Source organism: Bradyrhizobium sp. Mp27 (genome assembly GCF_029953005.1).
GTDB lineage: Bacteria > Pseudomonadota > Alphaproteobacteria > Rhizobiales > Xanthobacteraceae > Bradyrhizobium > Bradyrhizobium barranii.
Genome location: NZ_JASAUS010000005.1, coordinates 105,769 through 123,915, shown reverse-complemented (window position 1 = coordinate 123,915; position 18,147 = coordinate 105,769). Strand labels below are relative to the sequence as shown.

At 64.1% G+C, this 18,147-nt stretch carries 15 protein-coding genes; 9 read left to right on the top strand and 6 right to left on the bottom strand.

The window, feature by feature from the left end; translation table 11 throughout:
* Positions 1–11: 11 nt before the first annotated feature.
* Both rocD and QJT78_RS05585 read right to left on the bottom strand, forming a co-directional pair.
* Positions 12–1,229 (bottom strand): ornithine--oxo-acid transaminase, encoded by a 1,218-nt coding sequence (gene rocD / locus QJT78_RS05590; RefSeq protein ID WP_028146817.1) that lies wholly within the window; start codon positions 1,227–1,229, stop codon positions 12–14.
* A 75-nt stretch (positions 1,230–1,304) separates the two neighbouring features.
* The gene (locus tag QJT78_RS05585) at positions 1,305–2,537 is read right to left on the bottom strand and encodes a cytochrome P450 (protein ID WP_028146818.1); all 1,233 of its coding nucleotides are present in this window, start codon (positions 2,535–2,537) and stop codon (positions 1,305–1,307) included.
* Positions 2,538–2,645: 108 nt separating this feature from the next.
* Here QJT78_RS05585 and QJT78_RS05580 point away from each other — a divergent pair, with 108 nt between their 5' ends.
* From QJT78_RS05580 to QJT78_RS05540, 9 genes are all read left to right on the top strand, one after another.
* Positions 2,646–3,188 carry a phosphonopyruvate decarboxylase gene (locus tag QJT78_RS05580; RefSeq protein WP_038942052.1) on the top strand — a complete coding sequence of 181 codons (543 nt, stop codon included), beginning with the start codon at positions 2,646–2,648 and terminating at the stop codon, positions 3,186–3,188.
* Positions 3,185–3,775 carry a thiamine pyrophosphate-dependent enzyme gene (locus QJT78_RS05575; RefSeq protein WP_028146820.1) on the top strand — a complete coding sequence of 197 codons (591 nt, stop codon included), beginning with the start codon at positions 3,185–3,187 and terminating at the stop codon, positions 3,773–3,775. The genes QJT78_RS05580 and QJT78_RS05575 overlap by 4 nt, the downstream gene beginning before the upstream one ends.
* 139 nt (positions 3,776–3,914) lie before the next feature.
* Positions 3,915–4,616 carry a TetR/AcrR family transcriptional regulator gene (locus QJT78_RS05570; protein ID WP_071915901.1) on the top strand — a complete coding sequence of 234 codons (702 nt, stop codon included), beginning with the start codon at positions 3,915–3,917 and terminating at the stop codon, positions 4,614–4,616.
* A 1-nt stretch (position 4,617) separates the two neighbouring features.
* Complete coding sequence (locus QJT78_RS05565) at positions 4,618–5,811, top strand: efflux RND transporter periplasmic adaptor subunit (protein WP_028146822.1); 1,194 nt, start codon at positions 4,618–4,620, stop codon at positions 5,809–5,811.
* Positions 5,812–5,881: 70 nt separating this feature from the next.
* Entirely contained in the window at positions 5,882–8,977 is a 3,096-nt protein-coding gene (locus QJT78_RS05560; RefSeq protein ID WP_028146823.1) for a MexW/MexI family multidrug efflux RND transporter permease subunit, read from the top strand.
* Positions 8,978–9,126: 149 nt separating this feature from the next.
* Positions 9,127–11,175 (top strand): HAMP domain-containing histidine kinase, encoded by a 2,049-nt coding sequence (locus QJT78_RS05555; protein ID WP_028146824.1) that lies wholly within the window; start codon positions 9,127–9,129, stop codon positions 11,173–11,175.
* On the top strand, positions 11,172–11,561 hold the full coding sequence (locus tag QJT78_RS05550; RefSeq protein WP_014496960.1) for a response regulator: 390 nt from the start codon (positions 11,172–11,174) through the stop codon (positions 11,559–11,561). Before QJT78_RS05555 ends, QJT78_RS05550 begins: the two co-directional genes overlap by 4 nt.
* Positions 11,558–12,808 carry an adenylate/guanylate cyclase domain-containing protein gene (locus QJT78_RS05545; RefSeq protein ID WP_028146825.1) on the top strand — a complete coding sequence of 417 codons (1,251 nt, stop codon included), beginning with the start codon at positions 11,558–11,560 and terminating at the stop codon, positions 12,806–12,808. The genes QJT78_RS05550 and QJT78_RS05545 overlap by 4 nt, the downstream gene beginning before the upstream one ends.
* A 9-nt stretch (positions 12,809–12,817) precedes the next feature.
* On the top strand, positions 12,818–13,564 hold the full coding sequence (locus tag QJT78_RS05540) for a hypothetical protein (RefSeq protein WP_028146826.1): 747 nt from the start codon (positions 12,818–12,820) through the stop codon (positions 13,562–13,564).
* On the opposite strand, the gene QJT78_RS05535 is transcribed toward QJT78_RS05540, so the two are convergent.
* The 4 genes from QJT78_RS05535 to QJT78_RS05520 are packed head-to-tail and all read right to left on the bottom strand — an operon-like array spanning position 13,561 to position 18,063.
* Complete coding sequence (locus QJT78_RS05535) at positions 13,561–14,448, bottom strand: ABC transporter permease (RefSeq protein ID WP_038942054.1); 888 nt, start codon at positions 14,446–14,448, stop codon at positions 13,561–13,563. The genes QJT78_RS05540 and QJT78_RS05535 overlap by 4 nt on opposite strands.
* 3 nt (positions 14,449–14,451) lie before the next feature.
* Positions 14,452–15,393 carry an ABC transporter permease gene (locus tag QJT78_RS05530; protein WP_028146828.1) on the bottom strand — a complete coding sequence of 314 codons (942 nt, stop codon included), beginning with the start codon at positions 15,391–15,393 and terminating at the stop codon, positions 14,452–14,454.
* Between the two features lie 31 nt (positions 15,394–15,424).
* Complete coding sequence (locus QJT78_RS05525; protein WP_028146829.1) at positions 15,425–16,936, bottom strand: ABC transporter substrate-binding protein; 1,512 nt, start codon at positions 16,934–16,936, stop codon at positions 15,425–15,427.
* Between the two features lie 23 nt (positions 16,937–16,959).
* The gene (locus QJT78_RS05520) at positions 16,960–18,063 is read right to left on the bottom strand and encodes a dipeptide ABC transporter ATP-binding protein (protein WP_028146830.1); all 1,104 of its coding nucleotides are present in this window, start codon (positions 18,061–18,063) and stop codon (positions 16,960–16,962) included.
* Between the last annotated feature and the right edge of the window lie 84 nt (positions 18,064–18,147).

Sequence of the window (18,147 nt, the reverse complement as noted above, 5' to 3'; positions counted from 1 at the left end):
GCAGGCAGACCTCACGCGAAATCCAGCGTCAGGGTGGCAGCGATTCTCTCCAAGGCCCAATCAACCTGGTCACTGGTAATCACCAGCGGCGGGGCGAAGCGGATCGTGTGCTCGTGGGTATCCTTGGCGAGGATGCCTTCGCTCTGCAGAGCCTCACAGTAGCGGCGCGCACGGCCGGCTTCAGGATTGAGCTCGACCGCCAGCATCAGCCCTCGTCCGCGCACGTCGCGCACCGTGTTGGCGCGGATGCTTCTGAGGCCTTTCAGGAAGCGTTCACCTTGCACCGCAGCGTTCTCGATCATCCCTTCCTCGACGAGAACCCGGAGCGCCGCCCGCGCCACCGCGCAGGCGAGCGGATTGCCACCGAATGTTGAGCCATGCTGACCTGGTTTCAGCGTGCCGAGGACCTCGTTGTTGGAAAGCACGGCCGAGACGGGATAGAAGCCGCCGGACAAAGCTTTGCCGAGCAGCGTCACATCCGCCTCGATGCCTTCGTGCTGTTCCGCAAGCAGCTTGCCGGTGCGGCCGAGTCCAGTCTGGATCTCGTCGAGGATCAGCATCACGTCGTGCGCCGTGCAGAGCTCGCGCACCCCCGTGAAATAGCCTGCCGGTGGAATGATGACGCCGGCTTCGCCCTGGATGGGTTCGACCAGGAAGGCGACGGTGTTCGGCGTGATGGCCTCTTCCAGCGCGGTGAGATCGCCAAAGGGAATGATCTTGAAGCCCGGCGCAAAGGGGCCGAAATGTTCGCGCGTGGCCGCGTCGGTCGAGAAACCGACGATACCGAGGGTGCGTCCATGGAAATTGTTGGCGCAGACGATGATCTCGGCTTGCCCGTCGGGCACCCCCTTCACCTCATAGCCCCATTTGCGCACGGACTTGATCGCGCTCTCCACGGCTTCGGCTCCGCTGTTCATCGGCAGCACCTTGTGAGAGCCGGTGAGTTCCGCGATCTCCTCGTAGAAGGGAGCGAGCTGGTCGTTGTGGAATGCACGCGAGGTCAGGGTCAACCGGCCGGCCTGCTCAACCATGGCGGCCAGGATTTTCGGGTGGCAATGGCCCTGGTTGACCGCCGAATAGGCGGAGAGGCAGTCCAGATATCGGTTGCCCTGGGTGTCCCAAACGAAGACGCCTTCGCCGCGCGACAGGACAACGCCAAGCGGCTCGTAATTGCGGGCGCCGAAGCGCGCCTCCCTCGAGATGAAATCAGCGACTGGCGGACTACTCATTCGTCACTCCAGCTCACGTGTCTCACGCATTCTAACAGATAATGCGCGGCTCTTTCGAAATGATGCGCGCGGGCCTCAACCTATGGAGCAGGGCACGCTCAGGAAGCCGCGGAACCGCACCCGTCCGCCCCGCACCGGATGGCCGCTCACGGCATAATTCGGGAAGCGCGCCAGGAAGCGCGAGATCGCGATCGCGCCTTCGAGCCGCGCCAATGCCATGCCGGCGCATTGATGTGCGCCGGTGGCGAAGGCGAGATGCCGGTTCGGCGTGCGCGCGACGTCAAAGCGTTCGGGCTCCGGAAACTGGGCGGGATCGCGGTTGGCCGCCCCGATGCACAGCGTCACCGACGTGCCGGCGTCGAGTATGACGCCGCCGAGCTCGATCTTCTCTGTCGTCATGCGGTTGCCGAGCTGGTTCGAGCTCTCGTAGCGCAGCATCTCCTCGACCGCAGTCTTAATCATGTCGGAGTTTTCGATCAGCCGCTGCTTCTGGTCCGGATTCCGGTGCAGCGCGACGAGGCCGTTGCCGATCAGATTGGTCGTTGTCTCGTGCCCGGCATTGAGCAGGAAGATGCAGTTGTGCAGCAGCTCCTTCTCGGTCAGCCGCTCGCCGTTCTCCTCGCCGTCGCCTTCTCCCTGGATCAGGCGCGTCAGCACGTCACGCTCGGGATTGCCCGGCTTCTGGCGCCTGCGCGCGACCAGGGTTTCGAGATAGGTGAGGAAGTCCTTCACCGCCTTGTTGCCGCGCGCAGCCACTTCCGGCGACACCACCGGCTCGAGTGCACCGAGGATCGCCAGTGACCAGTCGCGCAGCGGCTCGCGTTCGTCGTGGGGAACGTCGAGCAGATTGCCGATCACTTCGATGGGGATCGACGCGGCGAAGTCGTCGATCAGCTCGCAAGCTCCCTTGGCGGCGATGGCATCGAGCAGGCCGTCGACCAGCTTGACGATATCAGGCTCCATCCCCGCGATCGCGCGCGGCGACAGCGCGCCCATGATCAGGCGGCGCACGCGGGTGTGGGCGGGCGGGTCGTTGAAGACGAGGCTCGTGGTGTGGTGCTCGTAGAGCGGCGTGTCGCCGTATTTCGGCGCGAACTCGCGCTTCTTGTCCGAACTGAACGACTTTGTGTTCTTGTAGGTGGTGACGAGATCGTCATAGCGGGTCAGGAACACAGTGCCGTTCGGGAGGCGCTTGACCGGCTCGTTTTCCCGCAGTGCACGATAAGTCGGGTAGGGATCGTCGTAGAATTCGGGTGTCAGCTTCTCCAGATCGAAATTGGCCGCCAGTTCTTTCGCACTTGCGTTCATCGCCGCCATACTCGCCGGTTGAGACCGATATGCTGTTTTCGCTCTTTCGAGCGGCTCGGCTCACCGTCTACAGTCGTGTCGTGATTTGCAAGCCGACCGGACAGGAAAATGCACGCCCGCGCTGATGCTGCTGACACGGCCTCGAATTGGCCCGACGATATTTTCGCGACATTGCAACGCTTCGACGTCCGGCAGGTGCCTTACGTGCCCGACGCCGGCCATTCGAAGTTGATCCAGCGCGTGCTGGCCTCATCCACGATGCGCGGCATTCCGCTGACGACGGAGGAGGAGGGCGTCGCGCTCCTGGCCGGGGCCTGGACCGGCGGACAGCGTGGCGTGCTTCTGATGCAGTCGAGCGGGGTCGGCAATTGCATCAACATGCTGTCGCTGATCCCGATCCTGCGCTTTCCGTTCCTCACGCTCGTGACCATGCGCGGCGAGTGGGGCGAGTTCAATCCGTGGCAGGTGCCGATGGGATCGACCACGCAGGGCGTGTTCGAACTCTCGGGCGTCCAGGTGCTGCGCGCGTCCAATGCGGCCGAGGTGCCGGCGGTGCTGGAGGCGGCAGCAGCGCAGGCCTACAACGCGCTCACGCCCACCGCCGTCCTGCTGTCGCAGCGCCTGATCGGCGCCAAGGTTTTCACCAAATGAGCAAGGCCAATCTCCTCGACCGCCGCCAGGTGGTGTCCACCCTGCTTGCGAACCGCAAGGACGTCGTTGCGATCGGCGGCCTCGGGGCCTCCACCAACGACATCTGTGCCGCCGGCGACCACGCGCGCAACTTCTACCTCTGGGGCGGCATGGGTGGCGCGGCGATGATCGGGCTTGGCCTGGCCCTGGCGCAACCAAAACTGCCGGTACTGGTCATCACCGGCGACGGCGAGATGCTGATGGGGATGGGGAGCCTTGCCACCATCGGCCTGCAGAAGCCGTCCAATCTCTCGATCGTGGTGCTCGACAACGAGGCCTATGGCGAGACCGGCGGCCAGACCAGCCACACCTCCGCGGCTGCCGACCTCGTCGGCGTCGCTAAGGCCTGCGGCATCGGGGACGCCCGCGCGATCTCGACCATGGCCGAGGTCGAGGCCTTTGCCAAAGCCGTCCACGACGTCTCGGCGGGGCCGCGATTTGCCAATGTGAAGATCGACAGCGCCAGCCTCGACCGGATTCTCCCAGTCCGGGACGGGACTTACATCGTCAACCGGATCCGTGGCGATCTCGGCTTCCAGCCGATCTAGCCTCCCCTAGCCGTCCTGAGCAACGTTCCGGGCTCTCCGGGCGGGGAAGTGTGGCCATTTTCCAACAAGCTCGCACCCACATAGGTTGCGCCGCAGCATTCTGCTTGACTTTTGCGTGGGTGAGTGCTTACTCACTAACATGAGCTCATTGCGAATGACGAGCGACCTGAGGCGTCAATTGATCCTCGGTGCCGCAAAACGCTGCTTTGCCCGACATGGCTATACCGGCACCACGACCAAGAGCGTGGCGGCCGCTGCGGCCATTTCCGAGGCGCTGCTGTTCAAGCATTTCCCGTCCAAGGCGGCGCTCTACGCCGAAATCCTCAGCGACGAATGCGAAGCCGATCCGGCACTGATGGACCTGCTCGAGCGGGAGCCCTCGACGGCCACGCTGGTCGAGTTGATCCGCGGCATGGTCCAGCATTTCCTCCACATCGCCGACGGGCCTGATCAGGAAGAGGCGCAGCGCCTGCGACTGATGGCCACCAGCCATCTGGATGACGGCGAATTCGCCCGTCTGCTATATGCCAAGATCGAGAAGCTGATCGGGGCGGTCTTCCTCGCCTCGCTCGAGCGTGCGGTTGCCAGCGGTGACGCGCGGCCGTTCAGCGGCGATCCGCTCAACCTGTTCTGGTTCGCGCATCATTCGGTGATGATGGCTGCGCTGACCAGGCTGCCGGCCACGCCCTGCCTCGTCTACGGCAAGGCGAACGATCTGGAGCGGCAGCTCTGTGAGTTTCTCCTGAGGGGTATCGGACTTAACGACGCCGCAATTGCTTCGCATTTGGGCCGCGATCAGGCCGCGGATGCGGGCAAGACGGCGATTGCAGAAAGCGCATGACATGAACATCGTAACCGAACACAAGATTTCGGGCGAACCGATCGACACCAAGGCTCGCCGGCGTCCGGTTAGGCCAGTGCTGTGGTTCATCATCGTCGGCACGCTCCTGGGCGTGCTCGTTGGCGGCCTCGTCTGGTTCAATTACTTCCGCGGCCAGATGATCAAGCAGTTCTTCGCCAACAACAAGCCGCCGCCGACCGCGGTCAGCGCGGCCGAAGCGAAGTCCGAGGTGGTGCCGAACCTGCTCACCGCGGTTGGTGGCCTTGCGGCCGTGCACCAGGTCGACGTCAGCGCCGACGTCAACGGCCGCGTCACCGAGATCAAGTTCGAGCCGGGTACGCATGTCGATGCCGGCACGCCGCTGGTGCAGTTCTTCGACATGCCGGAGCAGGGCGACCTCGCCAACTTCAAGGCGCAGGCGACCGTCGCACAGCTCTCGCTCGACCGCGCCAAGCAGCTGGCATCGCGCCAGTTCGGCCCGCAGGCGACCGTCGATAACGCGCAGGCCGCCTACGATCAGGCGCTGGCCGGCATCGCCAAGACCGAGGCGGTGATCTCGCAGAAGCTGGTGCGTGCGCCGTTCTCCGGCGATCTCGGCGTCCGCAAGGTCGAAGTCGGCCAGTACCTGACGGCCGGCACGGCGATCGTCTCGCTGACCGATCTGTCGGAGCTGTGGGCCAACTTCACGGTGACCGAAAAGGACTCGGGCAACCTCAAGGTCGGCCAGCCGGTCCGGCTCAAGGTCGACGCCTACCCCGGCCGCACCTTCGATGCCAAGATCACCACGATCGAGCCGCAGGTCGCGGCCGACACCCGCAACATCCGCGTGCAGGCGACGGTCGCCAATCCGGAGAAGATCCTGAAGCCGGGCATGTTCGTGACCACGACGGTGGTGCTGCCGGCGAAGCCGGCCGTGATCACCGTGCCGGAAACGGCGGTCGATTACACGCTGTACGGCGACTCCGTGTTCGTGATCACCGAGAAGAAGGAAGAGGACGGCAAGACCAGCCTCTCCGCGGTGCGCACCTTCGTGCAGACCGGCAGCCGGGTCGACGGTCGCGTCGAAATCATCAAGGGCGTGAAGGTGGGCGACAAGGTCGTCGCCGTCGGCCAGCTCAAGCTGCAATCGGGCGCTCCGGTGTCGATTTCGACCGACCCGGCTCCGCAGATCCCGGCGCAGCCGCCGCGCTACTGATCAACACCATCCAAGTGATCCGGCTCGGCCGGATCACTTTTCTTGAGACAAAGAAATCGAGATCGCCGCGATGCGCTTTACCGATATTTTCATCAAGCGACCGGTCCTGTCGGTCGTCGTCAGTCTGCTGATCCTGCTGATCGGCCTGCGCGCGGCGATGGTGCTGCCGATTCGGCAATATCCGAAGCTGTCGAACACGGTCATCAACATCACGACCGTCTATCCCGGCGCGTCCGCAGACCTGATCCAGGGCTTCATCACGACGCCGATCGAGCAGGCGGTCGCCTCGGCCGAAGGCGTCGACTACATGACCTCGTCCTCGGTGCTCGGCACCTCGACGATCCAGGTCTACATCAAGCTGAACTTCGATCCGAACCAGGCGCTCACCGAGGTGCTGGCGAAGACGAACTCGGTCAAGTACCTGATTCCGAAGGAATCCAACGACCCGATCGTCACCAAGACCACCGGCCAGACCACGGCCGTGATGTATCTCGGCTTCTCCTCCGAGGAGCTGTCGGGCTCGGCGATATCAGACTATCTGACGCGTGTGGTGCAGCCGGTGCTGTCGACGGTCGACGGCGTGGCCTCGGCCGACATTCTGGGCGGCCAGACCTTTGCGATGCGGCTGTGGCTCGATCCCATGAAGATGGCCGGCCGCAACGTGTCGCCGGCCGATGTCGCCGCCGCGATCACCGCCAACAACTTCCAGTCCGCAGCGGGGCAGACCAAGGGCTATCTGATCGTTTCCAACATCTCGACGAACACCAGCCTGACTGACGTCAACCAGTTCAGGAAGATGATCGTCAAGGCCAAGGACGGCGGCTTTGTGCGGATGGAGGACATCGCCACAGTCGAACTCGCCGCCCAAAGCACGGATGCCAGCGTCGCCTTCAATGGCGAGCATGCGATCTTCATTGGCGTGAACGCGACGCCGCAGGGCAACCCGCTGACGCTGGTCAAGGGCGTGCGCGCGCTGTTCCCCGAACTCGAGCGCAATCTTCCGCCGTCGATGAAGATGAAGGTCGCCTACGACTCGACCAAGTTCATCCAGTCTTCGATCGACGAGGTGGAGAAGACGCTGGGTGAAGCCGTGATCATCGTGATCGTGGTCATCTTCCTGTTCCTGGCCTCGCTCCGTTCGGTCATCATTCCCGTCGTCACCATTCCGCTGTCGATGATCGGCGTCTGCACCTTGATGCTGGCGTTGGGTTTCAGCTTCAACCTTCTGACCCTGCTCGCGATGGTGCTCGCGATCGGCCTCGTGGTCGACGACGCCATTGTCGTGGTGGAGAACATCCATCGCCATCTGGAGGAGGGGAAGACGCCGGTTCAGTCGGCGCTGGAAGGCGCGCGCGAAATCGTTGGGCCGGTCATCTCCATGACCATCACGCTCGCGGCGGTGTACGCGCCGATCGGCTTCCTCGGCGGCCTGACCGGTTCGCTGTTCCGCGAATTCGCCTTCACGCTCGCGGGCTCGGTGATCGTGTCAGGTGTGATCGCGCTGACGCTGTCGCCGATGATGTGCTCTATTCTGCTCAAGAATACCGAAGAGGGCCGCTTCGCCAAGCTGGTCAACAAGGTGTTCGGCGCTTTGACGCGCTGGTATGGGCGCAGGCTCGACCGCTCGCTCGATTACAAGGCGATCACCGGTCTGTTCGCGGTGACGATCCTCGGGCTGGTCGGCTTCCTCTACATGCACACCTCGAAGGAGCTGGCGCCTGAGGAGGACCAGGGCATCGTGTTCGCGGTGACCAAGGCGCCGAAATACGCCAACATCGACTATGTCGATTTCTACGGCGAGAAGCTCGACAAGGAATTCCAGAAGTTCCCCGAAACCGATCTGCGCTTCGTGCTGAACGGCATCAACGGCCCGCAGGGCGGCATCGCCGGCATGCTGCTGAAGTCGTGGGACGAGCGCAAGCGCTCGTCGATCCAGTTGAAGCCGCTGGTGCAGGCCGAGCTTTCCAAGATCGAGGGCGTGCAGGCTTTCGCGTTCAACCTGCCGCCGTTGCCGGGTGGCCCCGGCGGTCTGCCGGTGCAGATGGTGATCAATTCCACCGCGGGCTTCCAGACGGTCTATGAGCAGATGGAGAAGCTGAAGGACGCCGCGCGCAAGAGCGGCATGTTCATCGTCTCCGACAGCGACCTCGCCTACAACCAGCCGAACGTGGAGGTCACGATCGATCGCACCAAGGCGCAGGATCTCGGCGTTAACATGCAGAACCTCGGCTCTACGCTCGCGGTGCTGCTCGGTGGCAACTACATCAACCGCTTCAATCTGGAGGGCCGGTCCTACCAGGTGATCCCACAGGTGCCGCGCAGCAGCCGGCTCTCGCCGGAATCGCTCGGCGGCTATTATGTGACGACCAACACGGGCCAGCAGCTCCCGCTGTCGACCGTAGTCTCGGTCAGGACCAAGACTGATCCGAATTCGCTGACGCATTACAATCAGCTCAATTCGGCGACGTTCTCGGCTGTGCCGATGCCCGGCGTGACGGTCGGATCGGCGGTCGACTTCCTCGAAGGCGAGGCCAAGAAGCTGCCGGCCGGCTTCAGCCACGATTATCTCGCGGACTCCAGGCAATACGTGCAGGAGGGCAATCAGCTTGCGATCACCTTCGGTTTTGCGTTGATCATCATCTTCCTGGTGCTGGCGGCGCAGTTCGAGAGCCTGCGTGACCCGTTCGTGATCATGATCTCGGTGCCGATGGCGATCGTGGGTGCGCTGATCCCGCTGTTCTTCGGCATGGCGACCATGAACATCTACACCCAGGTCGGTCTGCTGACCTTGGTCGGCCTGATCACCAAGCACGGCATCCTGATGGTGGAGTTCGCCAACGAGCTCCAGGTCAACGAGCGGCTCGACCGCCGCTCGGCCATCGAGATGTCGGCCCGTATTCGTCTGCGGCCGATCCTGATGACCACGGCCGCGATGGTGACCGGCCTGATCCCGCTCCTGACTGCGTCCGGCGCGGGCGCGGCCAGCCGCTTCTCGATCGGTCTCGTGGTCGTCGCCGGCATGTCGATCGGCACGCTGTTCACGCTGTTCGTGCTGCCCGCGGTCTACGTCGTGCTGGCAACCGACCACCGCGCGGCGGCCGATTCCGAGCGGAACAAGGAGGTCAACGATCTCGACCTCAATTCCAAGGCGCTGCGACCGACCTGACCCGCAGGTCAGCGAACCAGAGGGCGGCAGCGGCATCCGTTGCCGCCCTTTTCATTTGCCCCGCAGCCTGCGGACGCCGTTAGGCCTAGGGGGAGTCCTTTCCGCGTTGGCGAGAGACAAGTTCCGGCCTTCTTGCTAGATTCGCCGGGATGAGCATCTCCCTCCACCCCGACACCCCGCAAGCCAGGACAACGCCGAGCGCGGCCGCGGCTGGCGTCGTGCCCGGCGAGGCGGGGGGGCGCGGGATCAGGACCCGGCTTTTCACCAAATATGTCGCGCTGTTCGTGGCCGTCGTCGCCATCGCGCTGCTGGCCAACGGGCTGTTCGAGGTCTTCTTCTATTATCGCGAGCACAAGGCCGCGCTGATCCGGGTCCAGCATGAGCAGGCCGAGGCGGCGGCGGCCAAGATCGGCCAGTTCGTCAAGGAGATCGAGAGCCAGCTCGGCTGGACCACGCAGCTGCCCTGGTCGGCGGGCTCGATCGAGCAGCGTCGGTTCGACGCACAACGGCTGCTGCGCCAGGTGCCCGCGATCACCGAGCTCGCCCAGGTCGATGCGACCGGCAAGGAGCGCTTGCGGGTCTCGCGGCTGGCCATGGACGCGATCGACAGCGGGATCGACCTGTCGGCCGACCCGAAGTTCACCGAGGCGGTCGCGCACAAGGTCTATTATGGCCCGGTCTATTTCCGCAGGGAGTCCGAGCCCTACATGACGCTCGCGTTGGCCGGCGCGCGCAAGGATGCCGGCGTCAGCATCGCGGAGGTCAATCTCAAGCTGATCTGGGACGTCGTGTCCCAGATCAAGGTCGGCGAACACGGGCAGGCCTATGTGGTCGGCCCCGAGGGACGCCTGATCGCGCATCCCGACATCAGCCTGGTGCTGCGCAACACCGACATGTCGGGCCTCGCGCAGGTGCGCGCCGCGCAGGCCGGAGGCGGCACGATCTCCGACGCACTTCCTGAAGCGCGCAACATCCAGGGGCAGAAGGTGCTGACCGCATCGGCCCCGATCGAGCCGCTGCATTGGACCATGCTCGTCGAGCTGCCGGTCGAGGAGGCCTATGCGGCGCTCTATGCCTCGCTGCAGCGACTGGCGATCGTGCTGCTGGCAGCGTCGATCTTCGCGGTGCTCGCCGGGATTTTCCTCGCGCGCCGCATGGTCGGCCCGATCCAGGCGCTGCGCAGTGGCGCCGAGCGGATCGGCGGCGGAGACTTCTCCCAGCGCATCTCGATCCGCACCGGCGACGAGCTCGAAGGACTCGCCGACCAGTTCAACGACATGGGCGGGCGCTTGCAGGAATCCTATGCGGGCCTCGAGAACAAGGTCGAGCAGCGGACCGCAGAACTGCGGCAATCCCTGAACGATCTCCGCGCAGCACAGGATCGGCTGATCCAGACCGAGAAGCTCGCCTCCCTCGGTCAGCTCACGGCGGGGATTGCCCACGAGATCAAGAACCCGCTCAATTTCATCAACAATTTCTCCGCGGTCTCGACGGAATTGATCGACGAGCTCAATGAGACCCTGCAGTCGGTCTCTTTCGAAGGCAAGAGCAAGGAGGAGGTCGACGAGCTGACCGGCATGCTCAAGAGCAATCTCGAGAAGGTGGTGCAGCACGGCAAGCGCGCCGATTCCATCGTCAGGAACATGCTGCTGCATTCGCGCACGGGTTCCGGCGAGCATCGTCCCAGCGATATCAATGCCGTCGTCGAGGAAAGCCTCAATCTCGCCTATCACGGCGCGCGCGCGGAACGGCCCGCCTTCAACGTCACGCTCGAGCGCGAGTTCGATCCCGGGGCCGGGATGGTCGATGTCTATCCGCAGGAGATCGCGCGCGTCTTGCTCAATTTGATCTCGAACGGCTTCTATGCTGCGGCCAAGCGCAAGGAGAGCGCGGCGGATGGCTTCGAGCCCACCGTGAACGCGGCCACCAAAAACCTCGGCGACAAGGTCGAGATCCGGATCCGCGACAACGGCACAGGGATTCCGCCCGAGGTGAAGGCGAAACTGTTCAATCCGTTCTTCACCACCAAGCCGGCCGGCGAGGGCACCGGGCTTGGCCTGTCCATGAGTCATGACATCGTCGTGAAACAGCACGGCGGCACGATCGACGTGAACACCGAGCCCGGTGTATTCACCGAATTCATCATCACACTGCCGCGCAAGATGGCGGCGGACGACACTCCCGGAGGCAAGAGTTGAACGTTTACATCCTGGTCGTCGATGACGAGCCCGACGTGGAGGCGCTGTTCCGGCAGCAGTTCCGGCGTGACCTGCGCGCCGGACGCTTCCAGATGGAATTCGCGCCGTCCGCGTCCGATGCGCTCAGGCTCGCCTCCGAGGTGCGCGACCCCTCGTTGATCCTGATCCTGTCCGACATCAACATGCCCGGCATGAGCGGGCTCGACATGCTGCCCAAGGTGCGCGCCGAGCATCCGGACGTTCCCGTCATCATGATCACGGCCTATGGTGACGCCGAGACGCGCCGGAAGGCGATCGAGCGTGGCGCCATCGGGCTCCTCACCAAGCCGATCGATTTTGCGCTGCTGCGGCAGGAGATCGACACGAGGCTCGAGCAAGCCGCATGACTTCGACCATCCTCTTCGTCGATGACGAGCCAGACCTCGAGGCGCTGATCCTGCAAAAGTTCCGCAGGCAGATCCGCGACGGGCTCGTCGACATCATGTTTGCACGCGACGGCGTCGAGGCGCTGGAATCCCTCGAGCAGAACCCGCATGTCGACATGGTGGTCTCCGACATCAACATGCCGCGGATGGATGGGCTGTCGCTGCTGGCGAAGCTCCAGGAGGCCGAAGACAAGAAGTCGACCATCATCGTCTCGGCCTATGGCGACATGAGCAACATCCGCACCGCCATGAACCGCGGCGCGTTCGACTTCCTCACCAAACCGATCGACTTCGCCGACCTGGAAGCTACGATCGAGAAGACCATTCGCCATATCGAGATGCTACGGGAGGTGCGGCGCCGTCAGATGGAGGCGGAGCGGGCCCATGCCGCGCTGTCGCGCCATTTCTCGCCCGAACTCGCCAAGCGTCTGGTGGCGGGCGGCGAGGGTGAGGGGATCGAGGTGCAGTGGCGCGATGTCGCGACCATCTTCACCGATATCACCGGGTTCACCTCCCTGGTCGAGAGCGCGCCGCCCGAGATGCTGGGCGCGCTCCTCAACGAATATGTTGGCGGGATGACCGAAACCATCTTCGCGCATGAGGGGACGGTCGCAAAAATCATCGGCGATGCGATCCAGGTGCTCTTCAATGCGCCCGGCGATCAGCCGGACTATGCGACGCGTGCGGTCGCCTGCGCCCATGACCTCGATGCCTGGGCGCAGGATTTTTGCGCGCGCCAGAGGGCCGTGGGCGTGAATTTCGGCACCACCCGCATCGGCATTCACGCCGGGCCGGCTCTGGTCGGCAATTTCGGAGGCAACCGCTTCTTCGACTACACCGCGTATGGAGACACCATCAACATCGCCGCGCGGCTGGAGGCGGCGAACAAGCATCTGGGAACACGCATCTGCGCCAGTGCCAGCGTCGCCAAGGCGGCCGAGCATTTTCAAGGCCGTCCCGTCGGTGATCTGATCCTGCGCGGACGCAGCGAACCGCTGCGTGCGTTCGAACCGCTGCCGCAGGAAAAATTCGAAGCGCCAAGGACGGCGCAATATTCCGAGGCTTTTGCCAAGATGGAGGCCGGCGACGTCGCGGCCATGCCGGCATTTGCCGCGCTGGTCGGGGTGCACGCCGATGATTCCCTGGCCGGCTTTCACCTGAAGCGCCTGCTCAACGGTGCCAAGGGCGTCCGCATGAAACTGGAATAGGAGTTCGACATGATTGGTGATTTCTCCGCCGGCAACTATCGTTTCATTCCGTCCGTGTTCCAGTATTCGGCGGGTGCTGCCGCTGACGACGGCTACGAGATCGAGCGGGTTCGGTTCGACCGCCTGGTGCCGCTGGCCGAGGGATTTGCGCTCGCGGCGAAGTATATCCAGGAAGCAGGCCGGCCGCTGACGGCGTTCTGTGCCTGCGAGTTGCGCTCACCGGCGGCCTTCAGCGAGGAAGGCTTTCGCGCATTCAACCTGCATTATGTGAAGACGCTGTCGGAATGGGGCATCTTCGACGGCACCACCAATCCGGTGGCGCGCAGCAATGTCTGTCCGGAAATCGATCCGCCGTCTGAGCCGTCGTTCTATGCCTTCTCCTTCACGCGTCCGACAACCTCGAAGAGCCCGAGCTTCGCAATTGCCGGTGGCGCCGAGGCGCGCGAGGGCGGCGGGACCTATGTCGAGCGCACCGTGCGCTATCGCGACCTCAGTCAGGAGGGTCTTCGCGAGAAGGTGCGGTTCACCACGACGTCGCAGATGGAGAACCGGATGACGGCCTTCGGCTTCGGCTGGAAGGACACCACCGGCGTGCAGGCCTATTCCGTGCACGATTTCCACCACGCGCTGGTCGACGAACTGGTCCGCCGCGGCGCGCTGCGTTCCGGCCTGACCTGGCACTTTGCCCGGCCGCCGGTGGTCGACCTCGAATACGAGATGGATTGTCGACGGGTGCTGCGCGAGACGGTGATCTAGCGCTGGCGCGGGTCGAGCGCGTCGCGCAGGCCGTCGCCGAGCAGGTTCAGCGACAGCACCACGAGGAAGATCGCGAGCCCCGGCCAGATCGCCATCCACGGCGCCTGGGTCAGGAAGCGCTGCGCCGCGTTGAGCATGCTGCCCCAGGACGGTGCGGGCGGCTGCTGGCCGAGGCCGAGGAAGGACAGCGCGGCTTCGGCGATGATGGCGGCGGCGATAGACAGTGTGGCCTGCACCAGCAGCGCGGGCAGGATGTTCGGCAGGATATGCGAGAAGGCTATCCGCCATGGCGGATTGCCGAGCGCGCGCGCAGCCTCGACATAGTCTTCGGCCTTGACGCTCAAGACCTGCCCGCGCGTCAGACGGATGAAGATCGGCGTGGCCGAGATACCGATTGCGATCATGGCATTGCCGAGGCTGGGACCGAGGAAGGCTGCCAGCGCAATCGCGAGGATCAGGAACGGGCAGGCCAACATCGCATCGGTGATCCGGCTGATCAGCGCGTCGACAAATCCGCCGCGATACCCGGCGAGGAGACCAAGAGGGACACCGATCCCGAGCGCGATCGCGACCGAGATCAGACCCGCCATTAGCGAGGCCCGCGCGCCGTAGATGATGCGACTGAGGATGTCGCGGCCGAGATCGTCGGTGCCGAACCAGTGGGCGGCGGTGGGCGGCTTGCGCACCAGGCTCCAGCTCGTTGCTATGGGATCATAGGGCACGACCAGCGGCGCAAGGGCCGCAAGCAGGATGAAAGCCGTGATCACGACAAGCCCGAAGACCGCAGCCTTGCGCTTGAACAGGCGGCGCCGCGCACGGCGGGCCGGGCTGTCCAGCTCGTAGGCCTGGGTGGCGGGACTGGCTGGCAGTGCGGCGTCGGTCATCGTCTAACCTCGCAGCCGCGGATTGACGAGGACATAGGCGACGTCGGCGACGAGATTGAGCGTGATGTAGACCGTGGCCGTCACCAGTACCACGCCCTGCACCACCGCGTAGTCACGGTTGAAGACGGCATCCACGATCAGCTTGCCGAAGCCAGGAATGGAAAAGATCTGCTCGGTCAGCACCGCGCCCGACAACAGCGTGCCGAGCTCGAGCGCACCGAGGGTGATGATCGGCGTCAGCGCGTTGCGCATCGCGTGCTTGAGGATCACCGAGCGCTCGGAGAGACCTTTCGCGCGCGCGGTGCGGACATAGTCGCTCTCCAGAACCTGGAGCATGGCGCTGCGCGTGTGCCGCATCAGGACCGCCGAAATTGCGTTGCCAAGCACGAAGGCCGGCATGATGGTGGCGGCCAGGCTCGCGCGCCAGTCCTCGGTGAGCGGCACATAGCCCGAGGCCGGCAGCCAGCCCAGGTGAATCGAGAACAGGAAGATCATGAGGATTCCGAGCCAGAAATTCGGCGTCGAGATTCCCCAGAGCGCGAACAGATTGGCGCCATAGTCCCAAACCGTGCCCTTCTTCACCGCGGAGACGATGCCGGCGGGAATGCCGATGAGGAATGCGATCAGGATCGCCATTGAGCCGAGCTGGAGCGTCACCGGCAGTTTCTGTGCGATCAGCTCGCGCACCGGCATCTTGTTGCGCAGCGACTCGCCGAAATTGCCTGAGAGAACGCCCTTGAGCCAATAGACGTACTGTACGGGGATCGGCTGATCCAGCTTGTACTGCTGGCGGATCTGTTCGATCACGGCGGGATCGCGCTCCTCGCCGGCCATCACCAGCGCGGGATCGCCCGGCAGCAATTGCTGGAGCGAGAAGATCAGCACCGACACGAAGAAGAGTGTCGGCACGATCTGCGCGATTCGGTGGGCGAGGAAATTCAGCATGGCTCCACGCGTTTCCCGAGTGATGCCGCGATCACTTGAACTTCAGCCCGACCACGCGCACGAGGCCATCAGGCATCTGCCGGTAGCCCTCGAGCTTCTTCGTATGCGCGATCAGGAGCGTACGATGATAGATGTAGATGATCGGCAGGTCGTCGAGCAGGATCTTGGTCATCTTTTCGTAGATCGCCTTGCGCTCCTCGACGTTGGACGTCATGCGTCCATCTTCCATCAGCTTGTCGGCCTCGGGGTTCGCGTACACGCCGTCGTTTTGCGGCGCCTTGCTGCGCATGAAGATGTAGGAATTGCCGTCGGGATCGATGCGGCCGCTCCAGTTGATCTGGAAGATCTGGAACTCGCCGGCCTGGGCCTGCTTGAAGGTCGTCGCGAATTCGACCGCGCGGATCTTGATGTCAAAACCCGCTTCGGCGGCCATGGACTGGACGACCTGGGCGACGGCTTCGTTCTCCGCGCCCTTGGGGATCATGTAATCAACGGTCACTGGTGTGGTAACGCCGGCTTCCTTCAGCAGCGCCTTGGCCTTCGCGATGTCGCGACCGCGGACCGGGAATGCCTTCTGGTAATAGGGATGCTTCGGGCTGACCCACTGGTTGCCGGGCGTGAACTCGCCGTTGAAAACGACCTGGTTGAGGGCTTCGCGGTCGATCGAGAGATCGAGTGCCTGGCGGACCTTCGCCGACTGGCTCAGCGGCCCCTTGGTCTTGTCGTTTCCGATATTGACGGTCAGGCCGAGATAGCCGAGCTCCGGCGCGGTCGACAGCACGAGGCGGGAATCGGCACGCACGTCCTTGATATCGGTGGCGAGCACGCGCTCGATCAGATCGAGCCCGCCCGACTTCAGGTTCGCGAGCCGCACCGTCGCGTCGACAATCGGCAGGAACACGACGCGGTCGATATGGATGTTGTCCTTGTTCCAGTAGTCGGCAAACTTCTCGAACACCATGCGGTCCTGTTGGACGCGCTCGACGAATTTGTAGGGGCCGGCGCAGACCGGATGCAGGCCGAACTTGTCGCCGGCTTCCTTCGCCGCCTTCGGCGACACCATCATGCCGGAGCGGTCGGTGAGCTGGGCGATCAGTGGCGAGTAGGGCGTCTTGAGCACCAGCTTGATGGTCAGGGGATCGACCACCTCGACGTGGTCGACGCTGGCAAGCTCGGACTTCCGGAACGAGGTCGGCAGCGTCATGTGACGCTCGATCGAGAATTTTGCGGCTTCCGCGTCCAGCGGCTCACCGTCATGGAATTTGACGTTGGGCCGGAGCTTGATCGTCATCTCCTTGCCGTCGGCCGAAGTCTCGTAGGACAGCGCGAGCTGCGGCACGATGTTGAGCTTCTCGTCGATGTCGAACAGCTTGTCGCAGAAGGCGGAGAAGACGATGCGGCCGACATAGGTGCGGCCGATGCTGGGATCGAGGATATCGGGGTCTTCGGCGATGCCGATGCGAAGCGTGGTCTGAGCCTGGGCTGTGCCCACGAGCGACGTCAGCAGGGCCGACGCCAGGATTGTCAAACGCATGAAACTCATCGCTCTCAACCTCTGTTTTGCGGCTATGCCGGGTCCGTTCCCAATGAACTAACCCCGCTGCCGCGGACTGCTTCCGGGCCGCCGCTGAAAGCGGCGACCAATTTTTCAAGGACCGGCGAGAAGCCGCCGTCGGACGGGACGATCGCCGCGGAGGACGGCAGTTCCGACGTTCGGTGACAGGCCGTTGCATGTCCGATGCCATCCGGCACGAGCTGCGGCATTTCACTGCGGCAGCGGTCGATCACGTAGGGGCAGCGGGTGTGGAAGCGGCAACCCGGCGGCGGATTGAGCGCGCTCGGGATCTCTCCCTGCAGCACAATCCGGCTGCGCTTTGCCCGCGGTTTAGGCATGGGGATCGCGGACAGCAGCGCACGACTGTAGGGATGGCGGGGTGCCGCGAACAGGGCGTCCGCCTCGGCGGTCTCGACGATCTGGCCGAGATTCATCACGGCGACATGGTCGGCGATGTGCTTGACCACAGCCAGATCGTGCGAGACGAAGATGTAGGCCAGCCCAAGCCGGTCCTGCAGCTCGCGCAGGAGGTTGAGGATCTGCGAGCGGATCGAGACGTCCAGCGCCGAGACCGGCTCATCGCAGATGATCAGTTTTGGTTCGACCGCGAGCGCGCGAGCGATGGCGATGCGCTGGCGCTGGCCGCCGGAGAATTCGTGCGGATAACGCCGCTGGAGCCGCGGCTCGAGGCCGACCAGCCGCAAGATTTCCGCGACGCGCTCGCGCCGTTGCGCCGGCGGTACCAGATCGTGCAGCGCCAGCGGCTCGGTGAGAATCTGGCCGACCGTCATGCGCGGATTGAGCGAGGCGTAGGGGTCCTGGAAGATGATCTGCGCCTCGCGGCGGAAGGCGCGGAGCGCCCCGGCGTCCAGCGAGAGCAGGTCACGGCCAGCGAAACGCACCGTGCCTGCATCCGGCTCGATCAACCGCAGCACCAGGCGACTGACGGTGGATTTGCCGCAACCGGATTCGCCGACCAGGGCCAGCGTCTTGCCGGCGTCGAGAGAGAAGCTGACGCCATCGACCGCTTTGACATGCCCCAGTGCCCGACCGAACAGCGAGCGCCCGGCGACAAAATGCTTGACCAGGCCTTCGACCTCGAGGAGAGCGGTCATCGCTCGTGCTCTCCGCAAAACTCGGTCTCGTGTCCCGGGCGCGGCGCAGCGCGTAGTGTTGCGACGCTGAACCGGGACCCAGTC

Excerpts from the sequence above, each read along its gene's own strand:
- rocD (WP_028146817.1), bottom strand. The coding sequence starts at position 1,229 with ATGAGTAGTCCGCCAGTCGCTGATTTCATCTCGAGGGAGGCGCGCTTC.
- QJT78_RS05585 (WP_028146818.1), bottom strand. The coding sequence starts at position 2,537 with ATGAACGCAAGTGCGAAAGAACTGGCGGCCAATTTCGATCTGGAGAAG.
- QJT78_RS05580 (WP_038942052.1), top strand. The coding sequence starts at position 2,646 with ATGCACGCCCGCGCTGATGCTGCTGACACGGCCTCGAATTGGCCCGAC.
- QJT78_RS05575 (WP_028146820.1), top strand. The coding sequence starts at position 3,185 with ATGAGCAAGGCCAATCTCCTCGACCGCCGCCAGGTGGTGTCCACCCTG.
- QJT78_RS05570 (WP_071915901.1), top strand. The coding sequence starts at position 3,915 with ATGAGCTCATTGCGAATGACGAGCGACCTGAGGCGTCAATTGATCCTC.
- QJT78_RS05565 (WP_028146822.1), top strand. The coding sequence starts at position 4,618 with ATGAACATCGTAACCGAACACAAGATTTCGGGCGAACCGATCGACACC.
- QJT78_RS05560 (WP_028146823.1), top strand. The coding sequence starts at position 5,882 with ATGCGCTTTACCGATATTTTCATCAAGCGACCGGTCCTGTCGGTCGTC.
- QJT78_RS05555 (WP_028146824.1), top strand. The coding sequence starts at position 9,127 with ATGAGCATCTCCCTCCACCCCGACACCCCGCAAGCCAGGACAACGCCG.
- QJT78_RS05545 (WP_028146825.1), top strand. The coding sequence starts at position 11,558 with ATGACTTCGACCATCCTCTTCGTCGATGACGAGCCAGACCTCGAGGCG.
- QJT78_RS05540 (WP_028146826.1), top strand. The coding sequence starts at position 12,818 with ATGATTGGTGATTTCTCCGCCGGCAACTATCGTTTCATTCCGTCCGTG.
- QJT78_RS05535 (WP_038942054.1), bottom strand. The coding sequence starts at position 14,448 with ATGACCGACGCCGCACTGCCAGCCAGTCCCGCCACCCAGGCCTACGAG.
- QJT78_RS05530 (WP_028146828.1), bottom strand. The coding sequence starts at position 15,393 with ATGCTGAATTTCCTCGCCCACCGAATCGCGCAGATCGTGCCGACACTC.
- QJT78_RS05525 (WP_028146829.1), bottom strand. The coding sequence starts at position 16,936 with ATGAGTTTCATGCGTTTGACAATCCTGGCGTCGGCCCTGCTGACGTCG.
- QJT78_RS05520 (WP_028146830.1), bottom strand. The coding sequence starts at position 18,063 with ATGACCGCTCTCCTCGAGGTCGAAGGCCTGGTCAAGCATTTTGTCGCC.